Below are 21,047 nucleotides of genomic sequence, written 5' to 3'. Positions count from 1 at the left end.
CCCACACGGAAGGCAGCTAAGTGGCTCCCAAGCTTCCCTCGGACATGTTGTCCCAGATCATGAACTCCGGCCCAGGATCGTTCCTGGCCAAGCAACTCGGCGTCCCCCAGGCCGAGACGCTGCGCCGCTACCGGGTCGGCGAGCCGCCGCTGGCCGGACCGCTGCTGATCGGCGGAGACGGCCGGGTCGCAGAACCGCTGCGCGCCGCACTCGCCGACGACTACGAAGTCGTCGGCAACAACCTCGGCGGCCGCTGGGCCGACTCGTTCGGCGGGCTGGTCTTCGATGCCACGGGCATCACGTCACCGGCCGGGCTGACCGCGCTGCACGAGTTTTTCACGCCGCTGCTGCGCAACGTGGGCCGTTGCGGCCGGCTCGTCGTGGTCGGCACCACCCCGGATGCGACCGGCAGCGCCGACGAGCGGATCGCTCAGCGCGCGCTGGAGGGCTTCACCCGCTCGCTGGGCAAGGAACTGCAGCGCGGCGCCACCGCGCAGCTGGTGTACCTGTCGCCGGACGCCAAACCCGGCGCCACCGGCCTGGAATCGACGATGCGGTTCATCCTCTCGGCCCGCTCGGCTTACGTCGACGGGCAGGTGTTCTACGTCGGCGCCGACGACGCCACCGCGCCCGCCGACTGGGACCGCCCACTGGAGGGAAAGGTGGCCATCATCACCGGTGCCGCGCGCGGTATCGGGGCCACCATCGCCGAGGTGTTCGCCCGCGACGGTGCCAAGGTGGTGGCGATCGACGTGCCGCAGGCCGCCGAAGCGCTGGAGAAGACGGCCGCCCGGGTGGACGGCACCGCGCTGGCCCTGGATGTCACCGCCGACGACGCGGTCGATCAGATCACCGCGCACCTCAAAGAGCACCATGGCGGCAAGGCCGACGTGCTGGTCAACAACGCCGGCATCACCCGCGACAAGCTGCTGGCCAACATGGACGACGCCCGGTGGAACGCGGTGCTGGCGGTCAACCTGCTTGCCCCGCAACGGCTTACCGAGGGCCTGGTGGCCAATGGCAGCATCGGTGAGGGCGGCCGGGTGATCGGCCTGTCGTCGATGGCCGGCATCGCCGGCAACCGCGGCCAGACCAACTACGCGGCCACCAAAGCCGGGATGATCGGGCTGACCGACGCGCTGGCGCCGGTGCTGGCGCCCAAGGGCATCACGATCAACGCCGTCGCTCCCGGCTTCATCGAGACCGAGATGACCGCGGCGATCCCGCTGGCCACCCGCGAGGTCGGCCGCCGGCTCAACTCGCTGTTCCAGGGCGGCCAGCCCGTCGACGTCGCCGAGCTGATCGGCTACTTCGCCAGCCCGGCGTCGAATGCGGTGACCGGCAACACGATCCGGGTCTGCGGCCAGGCCATGCTGGGGGCATAGTCGACATGACTCAACCAAGTGGCACCAAGAACATGTTGCGGGCGGTCGCCGGGGCGCTGCCATTCGTGTCGCGCGCCGGCACCGTGCCGGACCGCACGCTGCGGGTCGACGAGCTGGCCATCGATTCGGGCCACGTCGCCGAGTACGCCGCGGTCACCGGGTTGCGTTACGGCGATCAGGTGCCGCTGACCTACCCGTTCGCCCTGACGTTCCCGACGGTGATGGAGCTGGCGACCGGATTCGATTTCCCGTTCGCCGCAATGGGTTCGGTGCACACCGAGAACCGAATCGTCCAACACCGCCCGATCGCAGTCACCGACACCGTCGGGGTCAGCGTGCACGCGGAGAACCTGCGCGAGCATCGCAAGGGTCTGCTGGTCGACATCGTCACCGACATCAACGTCGGCAACGACCCGGCCTGGCATCAGGTGACGACGTTCCTGCACCAGCAGCGCACCAGCCTGTCCGACGAGCCGAAGCCGCCCCCGGCCAAACAGCCCAAGTTGGGACCGCCCAATGCGGTGCTGCGGGTCACGCCGGGGCAGATCCGGCGCTACGCCTCGGCCGGTGGCGACCACAACCCGATCCACACCAGTTCGATCGGCGCCAAGCTGTTCGGCTTCCCGACCGCGATCGCCCACGGGATGTTCTCGGCGGCAGCGGTTCTGGCCAACATCGAAGGGGCCCTGCCGGACGCGGTGGAGTACGCGGTGAAGTTCGGCAAGCCGATGCTGCTGCCGGCCAGCCCGGGCCTCTATGTCGACCGGGTCGAGGGCGGCTGGGACCTTGCGCTGCGCAACGTCGCCAAGGGCTATCCGTATCTGACCGGCGCGGTGCGGGCGATCTAGCCGGCAGCGGCGCTCTCGGCTCCGTCGCGCCCGCCCGGGGCTTCCTTGAGGCCACGCCAGAACAGGTCGATCATCAGCTGGCCCGCCTCATCGACGTCGGTGTCGCCGGTGCTGACCCGGCTCGCGATCGCCTCGCCGGCGCCCACCAGCGCCACCGCCATCAGCTCGAAGTCGACGCCGGGCTCGGGGTTACGGGTGCCGGCGCGCAACAGCCGGCCGACCAGCTCAACGATCCGCTCGCGGCCCTCGCGCACGGTATGAGCGAACGCCTGCGAACTGGTGGCCTGGGCATACATCACGATCCAGGACGCCCGGTTGGCGTCGATGTAGTGCAGGAACGACCGAACCGCGTTCCGCAGCAGGTCTTTCGGGGGTTGCTGGAAGTCGATGGCGGTGCGCACCGCCTCGACGAAGCGCTGCAGCTCGCGGTCCAGACAGGCTCCGAACAGCTCCTCTTTGGAGCCGTAGTACAGATACAGCATCGGCTTGGAGATCTGCGCGGCCGCCGCGATCGAGTCCATCGAGGTCTCGTGGTAGCCGTTGATCGAGAACATCTGCACGGCGGCGTCGAGCATCTGCTGTTCACGTACGGCCCTGGGTAACCGCTTGCTGCCCGCTGCCATCGACTCCGGGTCCTTCCGCGTTCTGCCTGCCGGACGATCTTACCGAAGAGTAACTTCTGTGATCGGTCGCGGCGGCGAGATCACCGTTGGCAGTGGGTCCCGGGCTTTTTGACCGCGGCCACCCGCGCCAGCGAGGCGTCGATCCCCTCTTGCTTCAGTTCGCCGGCGGCCACCGCCTGCTCGAGGCGATCCAGCACCGCCGGTACGTCGTCGGTGGTGACCCACAGCGCGATGTCGACACCGGCCGCCAAGCTGCGCAGCACCGCCTCGGCGACGCCGTAATGCTCGGTGATGGCGGCCATCGACGACAGGTCGTCGGTGAACACCAGCCCGGAGAACGCCGGGCCGTGATAGTCGGTGCCGGTGCGCAGCAGGTTGACCGCGGCCGGGCTCAGGCTGGCGGGGTCTTCGGTGAGGCCGGGCACCTCCAGGTGGCCCAGCATCACGGCCACCGGCTCCTGGCTGACCAGTGTGCGGTAGGGCACCAGATCGTTGTCCTGCAGCTGCGCCAACGGCGGCGTGGCCACCGCGCCGGCGGTGTGCGAGTCACCGGAACCGTGGCCGTGACCCGGGAAGTGCTTGAGCACCGGCAATAGCCCGGCATCACGCAGCCCTTGGGCGTACGCCCCGGCGTACTCGGTGACCTTGGCCGGATCCGACCCGAACGAGCGGTCCCCGATCACCGTCTCGTCGTCGGTGCCGGCGTCCACCACGTCGACGACGGGCGCGAAGTCGACGGTGATGCCCAGCTCGGCCATCTTGCGTCCCCGCTCGGCCGCCAGCTCGCGCACCTGCGTGACGCTGCGCGTGGCGGCCAGTTCCTTCGCCGACGGCGAGGGCCCGATCAACTTCGACAGCCGCGACACCCGGCCGCCCTCTTCGTCGACGCTGACCGCCAGCGGCAGCAGCCCGTCGGTTCCGGCGATCTCCTTGAGCGAACCGTCGGTCAGGATGGACAACTCGGTCCAGCTGCCGATGAAGATGCCGCCGACATGGTGATCGGTCACCACTGCCCGCGCGTCTGCCGCATCGCGGACGCCGACCATCACCAGCTGCGCCAACTTGTCGCGGAGCGGCAACGCCGCCAGCTGCTCGCAGACCGGATCGACCGGTGCACCAGCAGCCGTCGTGGCGCCGGAGGACTCCGCTTTCGACGACGGTTCGGAGGGCTGGGTGCGGGGCGAGCAGGAGGTCACCAGGGCTGGCAGCATCACGGCCGCCAGCAGCAGGCCGGGCAGTTGGCGAGTCAGCGATCCAGGCATCGGACCATGCTGTCACGACCTGAACCGCCGGGTTCATGCGGCGGTCCCAGCTCGGCCCGCATGCTAGGTTGGCGGTCGGGGCCAGCGGGGTTTGACGGTGCCCCGAGATCACGTCGCGGGACTGCGGAAGGAGCCAGAGCATGCCTCGATTCGTGGTGCCGGCGGCCATCAGCATCGTCGTCGGGGTGTTGCTCGGTGCGGCGGCTGTTTTCGGCGTCACCTTGATGGTGCAACAAGACACCAAGCCGCAGATCGCCGGAGGCGACCCGGCGTCCTCGGTGCTGAACAGGGTGGAATACGGCAACCGCGGCTGACCTGCGAACGCCGCCGGCTTCCGGCCGTTCGCAGGCGGAGTCGCAGGATGTGACACCGTTGTCCCGGCGCTGGCTGTGGCTGGTCGGCACACTCTCATTGGCCTGCAGCTTCATCCAAGCGCCCGGACGGATCTCCCCCGACACCAAGCTCGACCTGACCGCTGCTCCGCTGCGGTTTCTGGCCCGCGCCGTCAACCTGTGGAGCAGCGAACTGCCGTTCGGCCAGGTGCAGAACCAGGCATACGGCTACCTGTTTCCGCACGGCGCCTTCTTCCTGATCGGCGACCTGGTGGGGCTGCCCGGCTGGGTCATCCAGCGACTGTGGTGGGCCCTGCTGCTCACGGTCGGATTCTGGGGCCTGCTGCGGGTCGCCGAGACGTTGCGGATCGGGACGCCGACGGCGCGGCTGATCGGCGCCGCGGCCTTCGCGCTGTCGCCGCGGGTGTTGACCACCCTGGGCTCGATCTCCTCGGAGACGCTGCCGATGATGCTGGCGCCGTGGGTGCTGCTGCCGGTCATCCGGGCGCTCGGCGCCCCGGACACCGAAACTCCGGCGCGACCGGTGCGGATGCTGGCCGGCCAGGCCGGGGTGGCGGTCGCCCTGATGGGCGCCGTCAATGCGGTCGCAACGCTGGCGGGTTGCCTGCCGGCGATCCTCTGGTGGCTGTGTCATCGCCCGACCCGGCGCTGGTTGTCCTTCACCGGCTGGTGGCTGCTGGCCCTGGCGCTGGCCGTGACGTGGTGGGTGGTGGCCCTGGTGCTGCTGGGCCGGGTCAGTCCGCCGTTCCTGGACTTCATCGAATCTGCCGGTGTGACGACCCGGTGGACGTCGCTGACCGAGATGCTGCGCGGCACGCACAGCTGGACGCCGTTCGTCGCGCCGAACGCCACCGCGGGCGCGCCGCTGGTCACCCGCCCGGTGATGATCCTGGGCACCTGTTTGGTGGCCGCCGGCGGGCTCGCCGGCCTGACCGGCATGCTGCGCCGGCAGCTTCCCGGCGCCGGGCGGCTGGTGGCCATGCTGCTCATCGGGGTGACACTGCTGGCCCTCGGCTATGCGGGCAGCCTGGGTTCGCCGCTGGCGCCTCTGGTGCAGGCGTTTCTCGACGGCGCCGGCGCCCCGCTGCGCAACGTGCACAAGCTCGAGTCGGTGATCCGGATCCCGCTGGTGCTGGGGCTCACCTACCTGCTGGGCCGTATCCCACTGCCGGGCAGCGCCCCGGCGCCGGTGTGGCGGCGCGCTTACGTTCACCCCGAGCACCACAAGGCGGCCGCGGTCGGGCTGGTGCTCCTGACGGCGCTGATGGTCAGCACGTCGCTGGCCTGGACCGGCCGGCTCACCCCGCCGGGGACGTTTTCCGCGCTGCCCCAGTACTGGCGCGACGCCGCCGCCTGGCTCGACGAACACAACAATGGCGGCCCTACCCCGGGACGGGTGCTGGTGGCGCCGGGGGCGCCGTTCGCCACCCAGACCTGGGGCAGCAGTCACGACGAACCCCTGCAGGTGCTCGACGCGGGTCCGTGGGGGGTGCGGGACTCGATTCCGCTGACCCCACCGCAGACCATCCGGGCACTGGACTCGGTGCAGCGCCTGTTCGCCGCCGGCCGCCCCTCAGCTGGGTTAGCCGACACCCTTGCCCGCCAAGGCATCTCGTATCTGGTGGTACGTAACGACTTGGACCCCGACACCTCGCGGTCGGCCCGACCGCTGCTGGTGCACCGCGCCGTCGACGGCTCTCCGGGACTGCACCGGGTGGCGCAGTTCGGCGAGCCGGTGGGGTCGGGCACGGTGCCGGGATTCGTCTCCGATAGCGGCCTGCGCCCGGCCTATCCGGCGATCGAGATCTACCGGGTCGGCGACGCCGGCGCCAACCCGGGCGCGCCGTATCTGGCCGAGCTCGATGCGATGCCGCGGGTCGCCGGGGGCCCGGAGGTGTTGTTGCGACTGGACGAACACCGTCGGTTGCGCGGCGAGCCGGTGCTGGGCCCGGTGCTGATGACCGCTGATGCCCGCCGCGCCGATCTGGGGCCGCCGCGCCATGTCGGAGTCACCGTCACCGATACCCCGCTGGCGCGCGAAACCGACTACGGCCGGGTCGACGACCACTCATCGACGATCCGGGCCGCCGGCGACTCCCGCCACACCCACAGCCGGGTGCCGGACTATCCGACGCCCGGGGCCGCCACCGTCTTCGGCGGCTGGGTCGGCGGGCGACTCACCGCGTCGAGTTCCTCCTCGGACGCCACCACCCTGCCCGACGTCGCGCCGTCGACGTCGCCGGCCGCCGCCATCGATGGCGACTCGGGCACCGCCTGGGTGTCCAACGCGCTGCAGTCCGCGGTCGGTCAGTGGCTGCAGGTGGACTTCGATCGTCCGTTGACCAACGGCACCATCACCGTGACGCCCAGCGCGACGGCCGTCGGCGCGCAGGTGCGGCGGATCCAGATCTCGACCGTCAACGGCACCACCACGCTGCGGTTCGACCACGCCGGCGAGCCGTTGACCGCCGCGCTGCCCTACGGTGAGACGCCCTGGGTGCGCATCACGGCCTCCGGCACCGACGACGGATCGCGCGGCGTGCAGTTCGGTATCACCGACTTGTCGGTCACCCAGTACGACGCTTCGGGTTTCGCGCATCCAGTCGACCTGCGCCACACCGCGCTGGTGCCGGCCCCGCCGGCGGGCGCACACGTGGCGCAGTGGGATCTGGGTGCCGGCCTGCCGGGCCGGACCGGGTGTGCGGCGACCGCCGACACCGTCCGCTGCGCGGCCTCGATGATGCTGGAGCCCGAGGAGCCCGCCACCTTCAGCCGCACCCTGAACGTGCCGCGGCCGATCTCGGTGACCCCGATGGTATGGGTGCGGCCACGCCAGGGGCCCAATCTGGTCGACCTGATCGCCGAGCCCGGCACCACCCGAGCCCACGGCGATGCCGACGTGCTCGACGTGCTCGGATCGGCCTACGCCGCCGCGGACGGTGATCCGCGCACCTCCTGGACCGCGTCGCAGCGGGTGGTCGCCCACCGCTCTCCACCGACCCTGACCCTGACACTGCCGCGGCCGGTCCACGTGGCCGGATTGCAGTTCGCCGCCAGCAGGTCACCGCTGCCGGCCCGGCCCACCATGGTGGCCATCGATCTCGGCTCCGGACCGCAGGTCCGGGAACTGGACGACTCCGACGACCAGCGCGTGGCGTTGCAACCGCGGGTCACCGACACCGTCACCATCAGTCTGCTGGGCTGGGAGGATGTAATCGACCGCACGGCGATCGGCTTCGACCAGCTCAAACCGCCGGGGCTGGCCGAGGTCGGCGTGCTCGGCGCCGACGGCCGTCCGGTCGCCCCCGCCGACCCGTCGCGCAACCGCTCGCGCCGGGTCAGCCTGGGCTGCGGCCACGGCCCGATCATCGCGATCGCCGGCCGGTTCGTCCACACCTCGATCACGACCACCGTGGGTGCCCTGCTCGATGACCAACCGGTGCCGGCACGCCCCTGCGACAAGCGGCCGATCGCGTTGCCGCCCGGCGAACAGGAGTTGCTGATCAGTCCGGGTTCGGCGTTCGTCGTCGACAGCGCGACGATGTCCGGGCCGACGGCGGAGCACAGTCTGGCCGGATCCACGACGACGCCCGCTGTCATCGGCACGTGGGATGCGGCCCGTCGGGAGGTGACGGTGCCCGGCGCGGCGACTCCGCGGGTGCTGGTCGTTCCGGAGAGCATCAACGGCGGCTGGGTGGCGCGCACGCCGGACGGCACCCGGCTGGTTCCGGTGGCGGTCAACGGATGGCAGCAGGGCTGGGTGGTGCCGGCAGGTACCGACGGCACGCTCACGCTGGCGTACGGGCCCAACCGGATGTACCGCCTGGGGATGGCCGGCGGTCTGGCCCTCTTGCCGCTGCTGGCCCTGCTGGCCTGGTGGCCGGCACGCCGGAGAGGTGATCCCGGTCCCCCGGCGCAGCCCTGGGAGCCCGGCCGCCGGGCGGCGGTGGTCGGGGCGTTGACGGTTGGCGCGCTGATCGCCGGGACCGCCGGAGCCGCGGTGTTCGGGGCAGCGCTGGCTCTGATGTTCGCGCTGCGGCATCGCCGGCGGGCCTTCGATGCGGCCCGGCTGGGGTTGAGTGCCGGCGGGCTGATCCTGGCGGGTGCGGTGTTGTGCCGGCATCCGTGGCGGTCGGTCGACGGCTATGCCGGCCATTCCGCGGGGGTGCAGCTGGCGGCGTTGGTGTCGGTTGCGGCGCTGGTCGCGACGGCGGTGGTCGCGCGTGGTGGTCGAGATAACCTCGGCCCCAACAGCACCATTGGCACCGCCAACTCGGCATAGTGAGCTGTTCGAATCGGATATCGCAAGCGATATCAGCGGGCACGAAGCTCCAGCGATAGCGCGGGCGCTATCCGATTCGGACGCGTCTACCCAGTCCAGCCATGGGGCCACTGGGCCTGCCGGGGCCTACGAGGCGGCTTCGAGCTTCTCGATCTGGGTGTTGAACAGCTTCACCAGTGCCTCGGCGTTGGCCGCCTCAGCGTCGGCGTCGTCGTTGCCGGTTCGCAGCCCGATGTCATTGCTGGTGGCGACGACGAGCACCCCGCGGTAGTAACCGGAGATCGTGGAAGCGGTGATCGCGATCGGCAGCCGGATGGCGGCCTTGCTGGAGCTCGTGATCACCGTCGCGACCGCCCAGGGCGGCACCCCCTCGGCATCGAGCGGGCTGAGCTGAATATCGGTGGTGACGCTGCGCCCACCGGCCTCGAAGGTCTGCCGGAACGACTGACACTTGTCCACAAAGGCCTTGAGGTTCGGGCGATCCGGCGTCAGCGCCAGGCGCACCCTCATCGAGTGCAGACCACCGGGTTGCAGCTTGGCCAACGTGGCCGTCGCCGTCTGGGTGGCCGACGTGGGACTGGAGTAGAAGTCAGCGCATTCCGGCGGGTCGACGGTCAGATTCGGCATCTCCGAAGGAGCGTCACCGGCGTCGTTGACCCCGCTGATCCATTTGCCGCCCGAAGGGTCCGGGAAGGAAGCCCGGTCGACCAGCATGTCCGACGTCAGCTCGGTGATGTCGGGCTTGCGCGACGGCTTCTCCTCGGCCGTGAGGCGACCGCCGAAGCTCAGCACCAGCCCGACGACCACCACGAGGGCAACCGCGGCCGCGGCCAGCGAAAGCCACAGCACTTTGCGCGGCCGGTGCTCGGGCATCGGCATCGGCCACGGCGCCGCGTACGGCGGATAGGGCACCGGAGCCGTGTCGTCGACCCACAGCTGCCAACCCGGCGGCGGGGGCGGCCACGACGGATCCGGCGCCCAGTTGGCGTCCGGCGCCCAGCCGGGCGGCGCAGGCGGCCAGTTGGGCGGGGGGTTGAAACGCATCCGGTGACTCCCGTGTCGACGTACTGATTCTGGCTCGTGGCGAGCCTACGCGGTTCGGGGGTGGCAGGCTGGACCTGCACACGCCACACCGCAGCGCCCGAAGGAGGCCCGCGTGCCCGCAATTGCCACCACCAACCCGGCGACCGGGGAGACGGTCAAGACGTTCACCGCAGCCACCGAGGCGCAGATCGAGGCCGCGATCGCTCGCGCCGCGGCCCGCTTCACCGACTACCGTCGTACCGATTTCGCCCAGCGCGCCAAATGGACGCACGCGGCCGCCGACCTGCTGGAGGCCGAAGCCGACGAGGTCGCCGCGATGATGACCCTCGAGATGGGCAAGACGCTGGCCTCCGCCAAGGCCGAAGCACTCAAGTGCGTCAAGGGTTTCCGGTTCTACGCCGACCACAGTGCGGCGTTGTTGGCCGACGAGCCCGCCGACGCCTCGACGGTCAACGCGTCGAAGGCGTTCGCGCGCTACCAGCCGCTCGGGGTGGTGCTGGCGGTGATGCCATGGAACTTCCCGCTCTGGCAAGCGGTGCGGTTCGCGGCGCCGGCCCTGATGGCCGGCAACGTCGGCCTGCTCAAACATGCCTCCAACGTGCCGCAGACCGCGCTGTACCTCGCGGACCTGTTGTCTCGCGCCGGTTTTCCCGACGGCTGTTTCCAGACCTTGCTGATCGGATCGGGCGCTGTCGAGCGGGTACTGCGCGACCCGCGGGTGGCCGCGGCAACCCTGACCGGAAGCGAGCCGGCCGGGCGGTCGGTGGCGGCCATCGCCGGCGACGAGGTCAAACACACGGTGCTGGAACTGGGCGGCAGTGACCCCTTCATCGTCATGCCGTCGGCCGATCTGGAAACCGCGGTAACCACCGCGGTCAAGGCCCGGGTACAGAACAACGGCCAATCCTGTATCGCGGCCAAGCGGTTCATCGTCCACACCGACATCTACGACGACTTCGTGGCCAAGTTCACCGATCAGATGTCGGCGCTGCGGGTCGGCGATCCCACCGACCCCGACACCGACGTCGGGCCGCTGGCCACCGAGCAGGGCCGCGACGAGGTCGAGCAGCAGGTCGACACTGCGGCCGCGGCCGGTGCGGTGATCCGTTGCGGCGGGAAGCGACTCGACCGCCCGGGCTGGTTCTACCCACCCACCGTGGTCACCGACATCACCCGCGACATGGCGCTGTACACCGAGGAGGTGTTCGGCCCGGTGGCATCGGTCTACCGCGCCGCCGGCATCGACGAGGCCATCGAGATCGCCAATGCCACCACCTTCGGACTGGGATCCAACGCCTGGACCCGCGACGAAGCCGAGATCAGCCGCTTCGCCGACGAGATCGAGGCCGGGCAGGTCTTCATCAACGGGATGACGGTGTCCTACCCGGAGTTGCCGTTCGGCGGGATCAAGCGGTCAGGCTACGGCCGGGAGTTGTCCGGGCACGGCATTCGCGAGTTCTGCAACCTCAAGACGGTGTGGGTGGCCTGAGCCGCCGGGTTCAGGCGGAGGCGGCCGCCAGCAGTTTGCTGTCCTCATCGGCGAAGGTGTCCTCCAGTTGCACCGGGCTGTAGTCCAGGTCGATTTCGCCGACCGGGCGGCCGCGGGCGCTGCTGATCGTGCCGAACCGCCGCATTCCCTTGTCCATCGCGTAGTTGAACACCACTTCGGGGGACAGGCCGAATGGGGTGTCGCCGCCGTAGATCGCGTCCCCCTCTGCGGTGTAGCTGCCCAGTAGCGGCATGAGCTCGTTCATGCGCGCTTCGAACACCGTCCAGTTGGCGTCGTCCGCGGCGACGTGGCGGCGACAGGTGAACGTGCCCCAGGCCATGTGGCGTCGCTCGTCGTCGGCGATGTGCCCGACCAGCGCCTGCATGCCGGGCAATATGCCGCGCTCCACACAGATCCTGTGCCAGGCGTAGTACCCGGTCAGTGCCAGCGTGCCCTCGACGAAATGGTTGTAGGTCACCGCCGCCCGAATTTGCGTCGCCGGTGAGGGATCATCCGACAACGCGCCGAGTGATTCCGGCAGCTCCTCGTTGAAGATCCGCAGATAGGTCGGGAGCGGCTCGAGGTAGCTGTCCAACTGCTCGGTGATCCCGACCGCGTCGAGCCACATCCGGAACACCTGGGTGTGCTTGGCCTCTTCGAAGGCGAACTGGGTCAAATACATCTCGTCACCGAGCCGGCCCTCGGCGCGCATCGCCGCCATGAACGGCTGGATGTCCTGGGTCACCGACTCCTCACCGGCGATGAACTGCGCGCACAGCCGGGTGGCGTAGTCGCGTTCCCGGTCGGTCAGCGCCTCCCAATCCGCTCGGTCGCGGGAGAAGTCGATGTCGGCGGGGTTCCAGAATTTCGCGTTGCCACCGGCGAACAGCTTGAGCGGCAGACTGTCCCAGTTCAGTCCGCCCGCCGCCAGTGAGTCGAAGTGGGTACGGGTCATGGAACTGCCTCCTTCGAGTGGTGCCGATGGCGAGTTGTCTCGCCGCCGAATGCCGCGGCCAGCACGGCGACCAGCCGGCGTACCGCCAGGGCCGGTAGTTCCGGGGTGGGCTCGTCGAGTCCTAGGATGGGATCGATGCCGCGCAGGTAAGGCGCCAGCGCCAGGTGCGGGAGGATCAGCAGCAGCAGCGACAGCAGTGCGCCGGTGTCGGCGTCGGGACGCAGGTCGCCGCGGGCCTGCGCGTCAGCCACCAGGGGGCGCAGCACCTCCAGGTAGTGCCGGTGCATGACGGTACGCACACTGATCCGGGCGTCGGTGTCGACTTCCAGGCTGGCTGCGGCATGCAGCGCCCGCTCCCGCGGATGGTCGGCGAAGTAGGCGACCCACACGTCGAGCATGTCGGTGAGGAATTCGAAGAACGGCCGGCTGGAGTCGAGTTCGACGATCTGTCGCTCCATGTAGGACCGCACCCGCTGACCTGCGGTGTCGGCGACGAACGCGTACAGGTCGGCCTTGTCGGCGAAGTACTGGAACAGGCTGCCTTTGGCGACCTTGGCGCGCCGGGCGATGACGTTGAGGCTGCCGTGCGAGAAGCCGCGCGCGCTGAACTCCGCCTCGGCGGCGTCCAGCACCGCGGCCCGGCGCGCCGGGTCGACCCGTCCCCACGTCACCGTCGGCATCGGACCACCTCACTGGAATGACCACTGGTCATCCTAGTGTGAGGTGCGTCACGCCACAAGGGGTCGGGGCTAGGTGCTGATGCGGTCCGCCGGCTGCCGTGCACGTGACAGCAGTTCGTCCAGGATCAGCCCGGCACCGATGGCGAGCATCCAGGAATCCTTGGCCAGCGGGATGCCATCCGGTGTCGGGCGCAGACTCTGCTCGCGCCGCATCCCCGGCGTGCGTAGATACATCCCAAGGAGGCCGCCGGAGAACGCCACCAGACCGGCGCCCGCGAGCATCGACGGCACCACCGGTGTCAGCAGCGCCGCGCCCAACGCCGCTTCCGCGTAGCCGAGCAATCGGGTGAAGGCCATCGGATCGATCGAGGAGAGGAACGGGTAGGTGCCAGACGCCATGCCGTGTACCTGTTGCGCCGTCTGTTCGTCAGGCTCGGTGTGGTTGATTCCGGCATCCAGGATGAACGCCCCGGTGGCCAGCCGCACCGGGGCGTGACGCAGCCGCATCAAGATCTTCATTGGCCAAACTCCATCTCGTAGGTGGCCGTGGTCTACCCGAGCAGGAGTTGGGTCAATCGCGGACCGCTGGTCAACCGAGCTTGGCGGCGACCCCCACCACCCGGGTGGCCAGGTGATCGAGCGCGGCCAGGGTGGCGTCGTTCAGCTCGTTCTGGTTGTCCGGGCCGGTGATGTGCCCGACCCCGTAGGGATTGCCGTCGGCGAACTTGATCGGATCGGTGTAACCCGGCGGCACCAGGATCCCGCCGAAGTGCATCAGCGAGACGTAGAGATTCAGCAGCGTCGCCTCCTGCCCGCCGTGCGCGGTCTGACTGGAGGTGAAGCCGGCGTAGACCTTGTCGGCGAGCGCACCCTTGGCCCACAGCCCGCCCAGCGAGTCGAGGAACGTCCGCAATTGCGCTGCCGGAGAACCGAACCGGGTGGGCGAGCCGAAGATGACGGCGTCGGCCCAGACGATGTCATCGCCGGTGGCGGCCGGCTGATCCTTGGTCGCCTCATAGTTGGCCGTCCACGCCGGGTTGTGCGCGAAGGTGGCCGGGTCCCGCGTCTCCTCGATGTGGCGCAGGCGCACGTCGGCGCCCGCCGCCTCGCCCGCCTTCGCCACCCGTTGCGCCATCGCGGTGCCGTGTCCGGTGGCCGAGTAGTAGATAACCGCCAAGTTCGTCATTTTCACTGCTCCTTATTGTTGGGCGCCTGCGAGCAGGCGGTGCATCTCATCGAGTTCGGCGTTGACCGCTTCGCCGCGGCCGCGCCCGCACAGTGGTACAAGTCGAGCAAATTCGTTGGCCGCCTTGGCTATCCGCTCGTCGAGCCCGCGCGCACCGAAGTCTGACGTCGCGGCGTACACCCCGGTGGGCGACACCAGCGCGTGCAGATAGGTGAACATCGGCCGCAGGGCGTGATCGAGCACCAGGGAGTGCCGCTCGGTTCCGCCGGTCGCTGCGATGAGCACCGGCGTGCCGTTGAGGGTCTGCTCGGGAAGTACGTCGAAGAACGACTTGAACAACCCGCTGAAGGTCGCGTTGAACGTCGGCGTCACCGCGATCAGCCCGTCACTACCGGCGACCTTCTCGAACACCGCCTCCAACTCCGGTGCGGCGAAGCCGGTCAGCATGGCGTCGGTGATCGCCCGAGCCAGGTGCCGCAGCTCGACGACCTCGATATCAGCCAAGCCGAGTTCGGCGCGTACCGCGGCACCGATCCGGTCGGCCAGCAGCCGGGTGGACGACGGCTCACGCAGCCCACTGCTGATCACCACGAGGTTCATGACGCCTCCTGGATCTCGGACCGGCTCGCGGCCTCAACCAGGGACTGGTGCGTCGGCGCGCCGGGCACGTGCGCCGGGCGGCCGACGGCAAATTCCTTGCGCAGCACCGGGATAACGTGCTCGCCCAGCAGGTCGAGCTGTTCCAGCACCGTCTTGAGCGGCAAGCCGGCGTGGTCGACCAGGAACAGCTGGCGCTGGTAGTCGCCGACGTAGTCCCGGAAGCCCAGGGTCTTGTCGATGACCTGTTGCGGTGAGCCGACGGTCAGCGGGGTCTGGGCGCTGAACTCCTCCAGGCTCGGACCGTGCCCGTAGACCGGGGCGTTGTCGAAGTACGGCCGGAACTCGTTGACCGCGTCCTGGCTGTTGGGCCGCAGGAACACCTGACCGCCCAGGCCCACGATCGCTTGGTCGGCGCCGCCGTGGCCGTAGTGCTCGAAGCGCTGCCGGTAGAGCTGCACCATCCGCTTGGTGTGCGACGGCGGCCAGAAGATGTGGTTGGCGAAGAAGCCGTCGCCGTAGTGCGCGGCCAGTTCGGCGATCTCGGGGCTGCGGATCGAACCGTGCCAGACGAAGGGGGGAACCCCGTCCAGCGGCTGCGGCGCCAGGGTGAACCCGTGCAACGGGGTGCGGTGCTCCCCGCTCCAGTCGACGACGTCCTCCCGCCATAGCCGGCGCAACAGCTGATAGTTCTCCACCGTCAGCGGCAGGGCGGTCCTGATGTCCTTGCCGAACCACGGATACACCGGGCCGGTGTTGCCGCGCCCCAACATCAGGTCGACCCGGCCATCGGCCAGGTGCTGCAGCACGCTGTAGTCCTCGGCGAGCTTCACCGGGTCGTTGGTGGTGATCAGCGTGGTGGCGGTGGTCAGCTGAATCCGTTCGGTCTGCGCCGCGATGTAGCCCAGCAGGGTGGTCGGCGATGAGGGCACGAACGGCGGGTTGTGGTGCTCGCCGGTGGCGAAGACGTCCAGGCCGACCTCCTCGGCCTTTTTGGCGATCGCCACCGTCGCCTTGATCCGCTCGGCCTCGGTCGGCGTGCGTCCCGTGGTCGGGTCGGCGGTGACATCGCCGACGGTGAAGATGCCGAACTGCATACCAGTGCTCGACACGACTGCCCTCCTCATGTTGGCTACTCTAGCTGATAGTTGACAACGAAACTAGTTTTCCAGATATTCCGACCGTTACCACGGGAGACTCGTTCCGAAATCAACTACTGTGGGGGCATGGACACGCAGTGGCTGAGCCCGGAGGAACATCGGATGTGGCGCGGGTACCTCGACAGCACCCGACTGCTGCTGCGTGCCCTGGACCGGCAACTGGCCACCGACGCGCGGCTCAACCTGTCCGACTTCGAGATCCTCGCGTTACTGTCCGAGGCCCCGCAGCAGCGGATGCGGATGAACGAGTTGGCCGACATCACGGTGACGACCCGCAGCGGGGTCACCCGGGCGGTCAAGCGGCTGACCGACGCCGGCTGGGTTCACCAGATCAAGTGCGACGAGGACAAGCGCGGCCTGTACGCCGAGCTCACCGAGGCGGGCATGGAGAAGTTGGCCGAGGCGGCGCCCGGGCACGTCGAGGCGGTGCGCGCCAACCTCTTCAATCTGCTCAGCCCGCGTGAGGTGGAACAGTTCGCCCACTCCTACGCGCAGATCCGCGACAACCTGGTACACAACGGCTAAGCGTCCCTACGATCAGGCCATGCCACAGCTAAGCACCGTGCGCGGGCCGATCGACACCGCCGGCCTCGGCGTCACCCTGATGCACGAACACGTGTTCATCATGACCACCGAGATCGCCCAGAACTACCCGGAGGCGTGGGGCGACGAGGACGCCCGGGTGGCCGATGCGATCACCCGGCTCAATGAATTGAAGGCGGCCGGGGTCGACACCATCGTCGATCTGACCGTGATCGGGCTGGGCCGCTACATCCCGCGCATCGCCCGGGTCGCCGCGGGCACCGACCTGAACATCGTGGTGGCCACCGGCGTCTACACCTACAACGATGTGCCGTTCTTCTTCCACTACCGGGGCCCCGGCACAATGCTGGACGGCCCGGAGCTCATGGCCGACATGTTCGTCCGCGACATCGAGTCCGGCATCGCCGACACCGGGATCAAGGCCGCAATCCTCAAGTGCGCCACCGACGAGCCCGGGGTGACCCCCGGCGTCGAGCGGGTACTGCGCGCGGTCGCCCAGGCTCACCGGCGCACCGGAGCGCCGATCTCCACCCACACCCACGCCGGGCTGCGCCGCGGCCTGGAACAGCAGCGCATCTTCGAAGAAGAAGGTGTCGATTTGTCCCGGGTGGTGATCGGGCACTCCGGGGACAGCACCGATCTGGGTTACCTGGAGGAGCTGATCGCGGGCGGCTCGTATCTGGGCATGGACCGGTTCGGCATCGACCTGATCCTGCCGTTCGAGGACCGGGTCAACACGGTGGCGCAGCTGTGCGAGCGCGGCCATGCCGACAAGATGGTGCTCTCGCACGACGCCAACTGCTACTTCGATGCGCTGCCCGGCGAGCTGAGTTCGGTGGCGGCCCCGAACTGGCACTACCTGCACATCCACAACGACGTGATCCCGGCGTTGCGGCAGCGTGGGGTCACCGACGACCAGCTACGCACCATGCTGGTGGACAACCCGCGCAAGATCTTCGAGAACTCCGCGGCTTACTGAGCGCACTCAATCGTGCGCGGTTCGGCTCACGGCGGTGAACTGAATCGACCGCAGCAACGCCCGCAGCCGCTCCGGCGAAGCTGTGTCGGGCTCGCTGAGCCGCAGTTGCAACAGTTCTCGCCCGACGGCGGCCACGACATGGGCGGTGTAGTCCGGGTCTTGCAGATCCGGCAGGGTGCGCAGCAGTTCGCGCGTGAGAAAGCCGCGGACGCCGGCCTCGGCGCGGGCGAGGCGTTCGTGCAACTCCGGCGGCGCCCCCTGGGGCGGAAAGAGGAACAACCGCCAGGTCGGCGCGTGACTGTCGGCGGCGTGCAGCACCCCGTCGAAGACACGCGCCAAAAAGCCCTCGGCTTCGGGGTTCTCGGTGCCGGTGATCGCAGCGGCGAACTGGGCGGCGGCCCGACCCGCTTCCCGATCGATGAGCGCGACGAAAAGCCCTGCGGGACTGCCGAATTGCTGGTAGATCAGCGAGCGGTTGACGCCGGCCGTCGCCGCGACCCGGTTCGGCGTGGCCGCGTGGAACCCCTCGGCGTCGACGATCGCATGGGTGACATCGAGGATCTGCTCGCGGCGCGCCTCACCCGTCATCCGCCGACGTCCGCTCGGGATCACGCTTGACAGCATAACTAACGAACTGTTAGCTGTAACTAACGAAACGTTAGTTACTCGGAGGTCTTCTGTGCCCACGCTGCCCACGCACTACCCCGAGCTGCGCGAGCGGGTCCGCCGTCAGGCCGAACTGCTGCCGGAGCTCTACGGCGAGCTGGACTTCGACACGCAGCCCTACCGCACGACGACCGACCCCGACGACGTGTCGTCACTGCGCGGCCGGCCTGCCACCCGAGCCAAGCTGCTGGCCGACGAGGCCGCGGTCGAGCTGATTTCGACGGCGACCTGGCTAGGCGATGTGGTGGCGGACTCCTACGCCGCACTGATGGGCCAGTACAGCGTCAGCACCCTGATCGGCATGCTCAAGCAGGCGTGCCGCCACGGCGTCGACGCGGTGCCCGACGCGCCGCCCGAGCTGGTGGCGTTCATCGCCGACATGGAAGCCACCCCGGACTGGCTGGACATGGACCTGGTTCGAAAGGGAGCAGAGCACTCCCGACTCCCGATGGCGCTGTTGGCACCGTTCGTGGTCCGCGGTGCGTTCATCGCGACCTTCCTCAACACCTACGCCGCGCTGCCGATGGCACTGACCGGCGCCCTGTCGGGCAAGCGTGCCGCCGGGCGGGTCAACGAGACCACCAGTTTCTTCGCCGTCACCACGCTGCCCGGCGCACTGGACCGCTACGGCCCGGGCTTCGAGGCGGCGGCCATGGTGCGGCTGATGCACTCGATGGTCCGCTTCAACGCGCTCAAGCGATCCCCGAAATGGGACGTCGAGGTCTACGGGCTGCCGATCCCGCAGATCGATCAGATGCCGGCCGGGATGATCAACCTCTACGTGCTGGCGATGGACGCCCGCCGCCAAGGACGCACCGAGTTCACGCCAAGCGAGCGTGCCCAGGTCGAGTTCACCCGCTATCGCTGCGTTCTGCTCGGCCTGCCCGAAGAGCTGCTGCCGACCACGCCCACTGAGATCATTCGGGTGTTCAGCGCCCGCGCCGCGCTGCTGCGCGACGACTTCGACGACGCCACCTGCGGGGAGTTGGTTCGCTCCACGATGGCCGCCTACCTGCGGCAGGACGACACCCTGCGCGAACGCATCGCCGACGCGGTCGAGAAGAGCTACAGCAAGCTCTTCTTCGTGCGGATGTTCTGTGGCGGCAAGCGAGCGGTGGCCGCGAAGATGGGTGTCACGCTCGGGGCGGGCGACTATCTGCGGATCGCCCTCACCGCGCCGTTCGTGTCCGGCCGCGCGGCGGTGGTGCAACGCGCTGTCCGCACCCCCGGCTTGCGCCGGCTCACGAACGCCTACGTGCTGCGGCTGCTCAAGCGGCGGCTGAAGGCCTACGGCACGCCCGAATTCACCAGCGACGTCGCCGAATACACCCCGTCAGGCGCGGCCGCCTGAGCGGCGGCGGGGCGCACGGCCCGGTGCCGGTTCTCCCAGCCGCGTAGCTTCTCCCGGCACGGTTGCTCCACCAGGGCGTAGCTGACCGCGGCGATCGCGACGGTGAACACCATGGTCAACAAGAGCACCACCGCCATGTCCCCGGTGAAAGCGAAGCGGCCGATCACCGGGAACACCATGTCCAGGGCGGCCAGGTGCCAGATGAAGATCCCGTAGGACCAGCGGCCCAATGTGACCATCGGTGCGCTGGCCAGGAACCGATGCGGCGTGTCGGGGCGGTCCAGCACCAGCGGCGCCAGCAGCGCCCAGGCCAGCACCCCGCCCATCGCGGTGCGCACGATGAACTGGCCGACAGTCGCCGAGGTCAATCCCTCCGGGCCGGCCAGCGGTGAGGCAGCCACCACGAACGCGACCACGGTCACCACCGCCATGGGCAGTCGCCGGCGGGCCAGCCGGTGCACCCGGCCGACCGGACTGAACGCCCACTCGGCCAGCAGCATGCCCGCCCCGAACCAGCAGCCGTAAGCCGGCGCCCAGTTCAGCGGGTTCACCCCGTAGGGCGTATGGATGGGCAGAAATCCCCAACCGAGGCTGAGCAGCGACACCGCGGCGATCACCGGCACCCGCGCCCGCACCGGCAGTCGGGTGGCCCCCAGCGCCAGCAGCGGCAGGGCTATGTAGAAGCTGACCTCCACCGCCAGGCTCCACATCTGGGTCAGTCCCGGCGTCAGGGTGAGCGGCACATAGATCTGTGTCATCGTCAGGTTGGCCAGCCACACCGTCAGGCTGGCGTCACCGGCGTCGGGCAGCAGGGCCAGGATCACCACCACCGACACCAGATAGGCCGGCATGATCCGCACCACGCGAGAGCGCAGGTAATGCCCGGCCGGCGGCGCCTGGCGCAGGCCGCGCGCGGCCGCGGCATGCCCACGCCACAGCAGGAACCCGCTCAAGGCGAAGAATACCGCCACGGCCATGTCGAAACGGCCCCAGAGCCGGCCGGTGATCCCCGACGAGTGCCCGGTCTGGAAGGCCACGTGTGTGATGACCACGCCGATGGCGGCGCAGGCGCGCATTCCCTCGACGGCCGGCAGGAAGCTGCGTACGCCGCCAACCTGCTGGTTCATCTGATCACGGTCCAAAACTTCAATGGACACACAGTAGCTGTTTGAAGTTCTGCTGTTAGGGTCAGACAGATTTAGGTGTGGCGGGAAAAAGCGGAAAAGGGAGGATACGGCGACGTGAACCGAGCAGTCATGATGCGTATCGCGGCATGCGCAGTCATGGGCCTCGGCGCCGCGCTGCTGATCGCAGCCCTGTTGCTGTCCACCTATACCGCGGGCAAGATCGCCAAGATTCCGCTCGATCTCGACGTCACCCTGATCAGCAACGGCTCCGGCGCCGCGCTGGACCCGGAGTCCCTCGGCGGCGAACATGCCGTCGTCGATCAGGATGTGCCGCTGGTCGCCCAGCAGCAGATCGGGGTGGAGGCGCCCGCCAACGCCGACGTGGTCACCCTGCAGGCCGGCTCGTCGCTGCGGCGGGCGGACCGGCAGAAGGACACCGGTCTGCTGCTGGGCGACCAGCGGCACATCCTGATCGACGACGGCATGTTCGCCGCCGAGGGACTCCGGGTCCAGCGCG

At 69.1% G+C, this 21,047-nt stretch carries 20 protein-coding genes; 9 read left to right on the top strand and 11 right to left on the bottom strand.

The window, feature by feature from the left end:
• The first annotated feature begins 20 nt into the window (after window positions 1–20).
• Together A5648_RS10035 and A5648_RS10030 are read left to right on the top strand one after the other, a co-directional pair.
• Window positions 21–1,385 (top strand): 3-oxoacyl-ACP reductase, encoded by a 1,365-nt coding sequence (locus A5648_RS10035; RefSeq protein ID WP_065024403.1) that lies wholly within the window; start codon window positions 21–23, stop codon window positions 1,383–1,385.
• Between the two features lie 5 nt (window positions 1,386–1,390).
• A complete protein-coding gene (locus tag A5648_RS10030; protein WP_065024402.1) occupies window positions 1,391–2,233 on the top strand; it encodes a MaoC/PaaZ C-terminal domain-containing protein in 843 nt (280 codons plus the stop codon).
• On the opposite strand, the gene A5648_RS10025 is transcribed toward A5648_RS10030, so the two are convergent.
• Window positions 2,230–2,856 carry a TetR/AcrR family transcriptional regulator gene (locus A5648_RS10025; protein WP_065024401.1) on the bottom strand — a complete coding sequence of 209 codons (627 nt, stop codon included), beginning with the start codon at window positions 2,854–2,856 and terminating at the stop codon, window positions 2,230–2,232. The genes A5648_RS10030 and A5648_RS10025 overlap by 4 nt on opposite strands.
• 80 nt (window positions 2,857–2,936) lie before the next feature.
• A complete protein-coding gene (locus A5648_RS10020) occupies window positions 2,937–4,118 on the bottom strand; it encodes a glycoside hydrolase family 3 N-terminal domain-containing protein (RefSeq protein WP_428844328.1) in 1,182 nt (393 codons plus the stop codon).
• 140 nt (window positions 4,119–4,258) lie between these two features.
• Between A5648_RS10020 and A5648_RS10015 the strand changes: the two genes are divergently transcribed.
• The gene (locus tag A5648_RS10015) at window positions 4,259–4,432 is read left to right on the top strand and encodes a DUF2613 domain-containing protein (RefSeq protein ID WP_019738802.1); all 174 of its coding nucleotides are present in this window, start codon (window positions 4,259–4,261) and stop codon (window positions 4,430–4,432) included.
• Window positions 4,433–4,481: 49 nt separating this feature from the next.
• Window positions 4,482–8,753: an alpha-(1->3)-arabinofuranosyltransferase gene (locus A5648_RS10010; protein ID WP_109470744.1), complete on the top strand. Its 4,272-nt coding sequence runs from the start codon at window positions 4,482–4,484 to the stop codon at window positions 8,751–8,753.
• Window positions 8,754–8,879: 126 nt separating this feature from the next.
• Here the strand turns inward: A5648_RS10010 and A5648_RS10005 are convergent, their stop codons facing one another.
• Entirely contained in the window at window positions 8,880–9,797 is a 918-nt protein-coding gene (locus A5648_RS10005; RefSeq protein ID WP_065024400.1) for a hypothetical protein, read from the bottom strand.
• Window positions 9,798–9,909: 112 nt separating this feature from the next.
• On the opposite strand from A5648_RS10005, the gene A5648_RS10000 reads away from it, so the two are divergent.
• Window positions 9,910–11,286 (top strand): NADP-dependent succinic semialdehyde dehydrogenase, encoded by a 1,377-nt coding sequence (locus tag A5648_RS10000; protein WP_065024399.1) that lies wholly within the window; start codon window positions 9,910–9,912, stop codon window positions 11,284–11,286.
• A gap of 10 nt (window positions 11,287–11,296) precedes the next feature.
• Here A5648_RS10000 and A5648_RS09995 read toward each other — a convergent pair whose 3' ends face one another.
• The 6 genes from A5648_RS09995 to A5648_RS09970 form a co-directional block, all read right to left on the bottom strand.
• On the bottom strand, window positions 11,297–12,241 hold the full coding sequence (locus A5648_RS09995; protein ID WP_065024398.1) for a R2-like ligand-binding oxidase: 945 nt from the start codon (window positions 12,239–12,241) through the stop codon (window positions 11,297–11,299).
• Complete coding sequence (locus A5648_RS09990; RefSeq protein ID WP_065024397.1) at window positions 12,238–12,921, bottom strand: TetR/AcrR family transcriptional regulator; 684 nt, start codon at window positions 12,919–12,921, stop codon at window positions 12,238–12,240. The genes A5648_RS09995 and A5648_RS09990 overlap by 4 nt, the downstream gene beginning before the upstream one ends.
• A 69-nt stretch (window positions 12,922–12,990) precedes the next feature.
• On the bottom strand, window positions 12,991–13,440 hold the full coding sequence (locus A5648_RS09985; RefSeq protein ID WP_065024396.1) for a hypothetical protein: 450 nt from the start codon (window positions 13,438–13,440) through the stop codon (window positions 12,991–12,993).
• Between the two features lie 70 nt (window positions 13,441–13,510).
• Window positions 13,511–14,107: an NAD(P)H:quinone oxidoreductase gene (gene wrbA / locus A5648_RS09980; RefSeq protein WP_065024409.1), complete on the bottom strand. Its 597-nt coding sequence runs from the start codon at window positions 14,105–14,107 to the stop codon at window positions 13,511–13,513.
• A gap of 12 nt (window positions 14,108–14,119) precedes the next feature.
• Window positions 14,120–14,707 (bottom strand): CE1759 family FMN reductase, encoded by a 588-nt coding sequence (locus A5648_RS09975; protein WP_065024395.1) that lies wholly within the window; start codon window positions 14,705–14,707, stop codon window positions 14,120–14,122.
• Complete coding sequence (locus tag A5648_RS09970; protein ID WP_065024394.1) at window positions 14,704–15,801, bottom strand: LLM class flavin-dependent oxidoreductase; 1,098 nt, start codon at window positions 15,799–15,801, stop codon at window positions 14,704–14,706. The genes A5648_RS09975 and A5648_RS09970 overlap by 4 nt, the downstream gene beginning before the upstream one ends.
• 129 nt (window positions 15,802–15,930) lie before the next feature.
• Here A5648_RS09970 and A5648_RS09965 point away from each other — a divergent pair, with 129 nt between their 5' ends.
• Both A5648_RS09965 and A5648_RS09960 read left to right on the top strand, forming a co-directional pair.
• Entirely contained in the window at window positions 15,931–16,389 is a 459-nt protein-coding gene (locus tag A5648_RS09965) for a MarR family winged helix-turn-helix transcriptional regulator (RefSeq protein ID WP_065024393.1), read from the top strand.
• Window positions 16,390–16,408: 19 nt separating this feature from the next.
• Window positions 16,409–17,386: a phosphotriesterase gene (locus A5648_RS09960; protein WP_065024392.1), complete on the top strand. Its 978-nt coding sequence runs from the start codon at window positions 16,409–16,411 to the stop codon at window positions 17,384–17,386.
• A 6-nt stretch (window positions 17,387–17,392) separates the two neighbouring features.
• On the opposite strand, the gene A5648_RS09955 is transcribed toward A5648_RS09960, so the two are convergent.
• Entirely contained in the window at window positions 17,393–17,974 is a 582-nt protein-coding gene (locus tag A5648_RS09955; protein ID WP_065024391.1) for a TetR/AcrR family transcriptional regulator, read from the bottom strand.
• A gap of 100 nt (window positions 17,975–18,074) precedes the next feature.
• Here A5648_RS09955 and A5648_RS09950 point away from each other — a divergent pair, with 100 nt between their 5' ends.
• Complete coding sequence (locus A5648_RS09950) at window positions 18,075–19,403, top strand: oxygenase MpaB family protein (RefSeq protein WP_065024408.1); 1,329 nt, start codon at window positions 18,075–18,077, stop codon at window positions 19,401–19,403.
• On the opposite strand, the gene A5648_RS09945 is transcribed toward A5648_RS09950, so the two are convergent.
• Window positions 19,340–20,530, bottom strand: coding sequence for an acyltransferase family protein (locus A5648_RS09945; protein WP_065024390.1), 1,191 nt, complete (start codon window positions 20,528–20,530; stop codon window positions 19,340–19,342). The two genes, A5648_RS09950 and A5648_RS09945, sit on opposite strands and share 64 nt — an antisense overlap.
• Window positions 20,531–20,644: 114 nt before the next feature.
• Between A5648_RS09945 and A5648_RS09940 the strand changes: the two genes are divergently transcribed.
• A partial coding sequence (locus A5648_RS09940) for a porin PorA family protein (protein ID WP_234787386.1) occupies window positions 20,645–21,047 on the top strand: 403 nt, incomplete at its 3' end.

Origin of the sequence: Mycolicibacter sinensis (genome assembly GCF_001673565.1) — a bacterium.
Classification (GTDB): Bacteria; Actinomycetota; Actinomycetes; order Mycobacteriales; family Mycobacteriaceae; genus Mycobacterium; species Mycobacterium sinense_C.
This window is presented reverse-complemented; position numbering and strand designations above follow the sequence as displayed.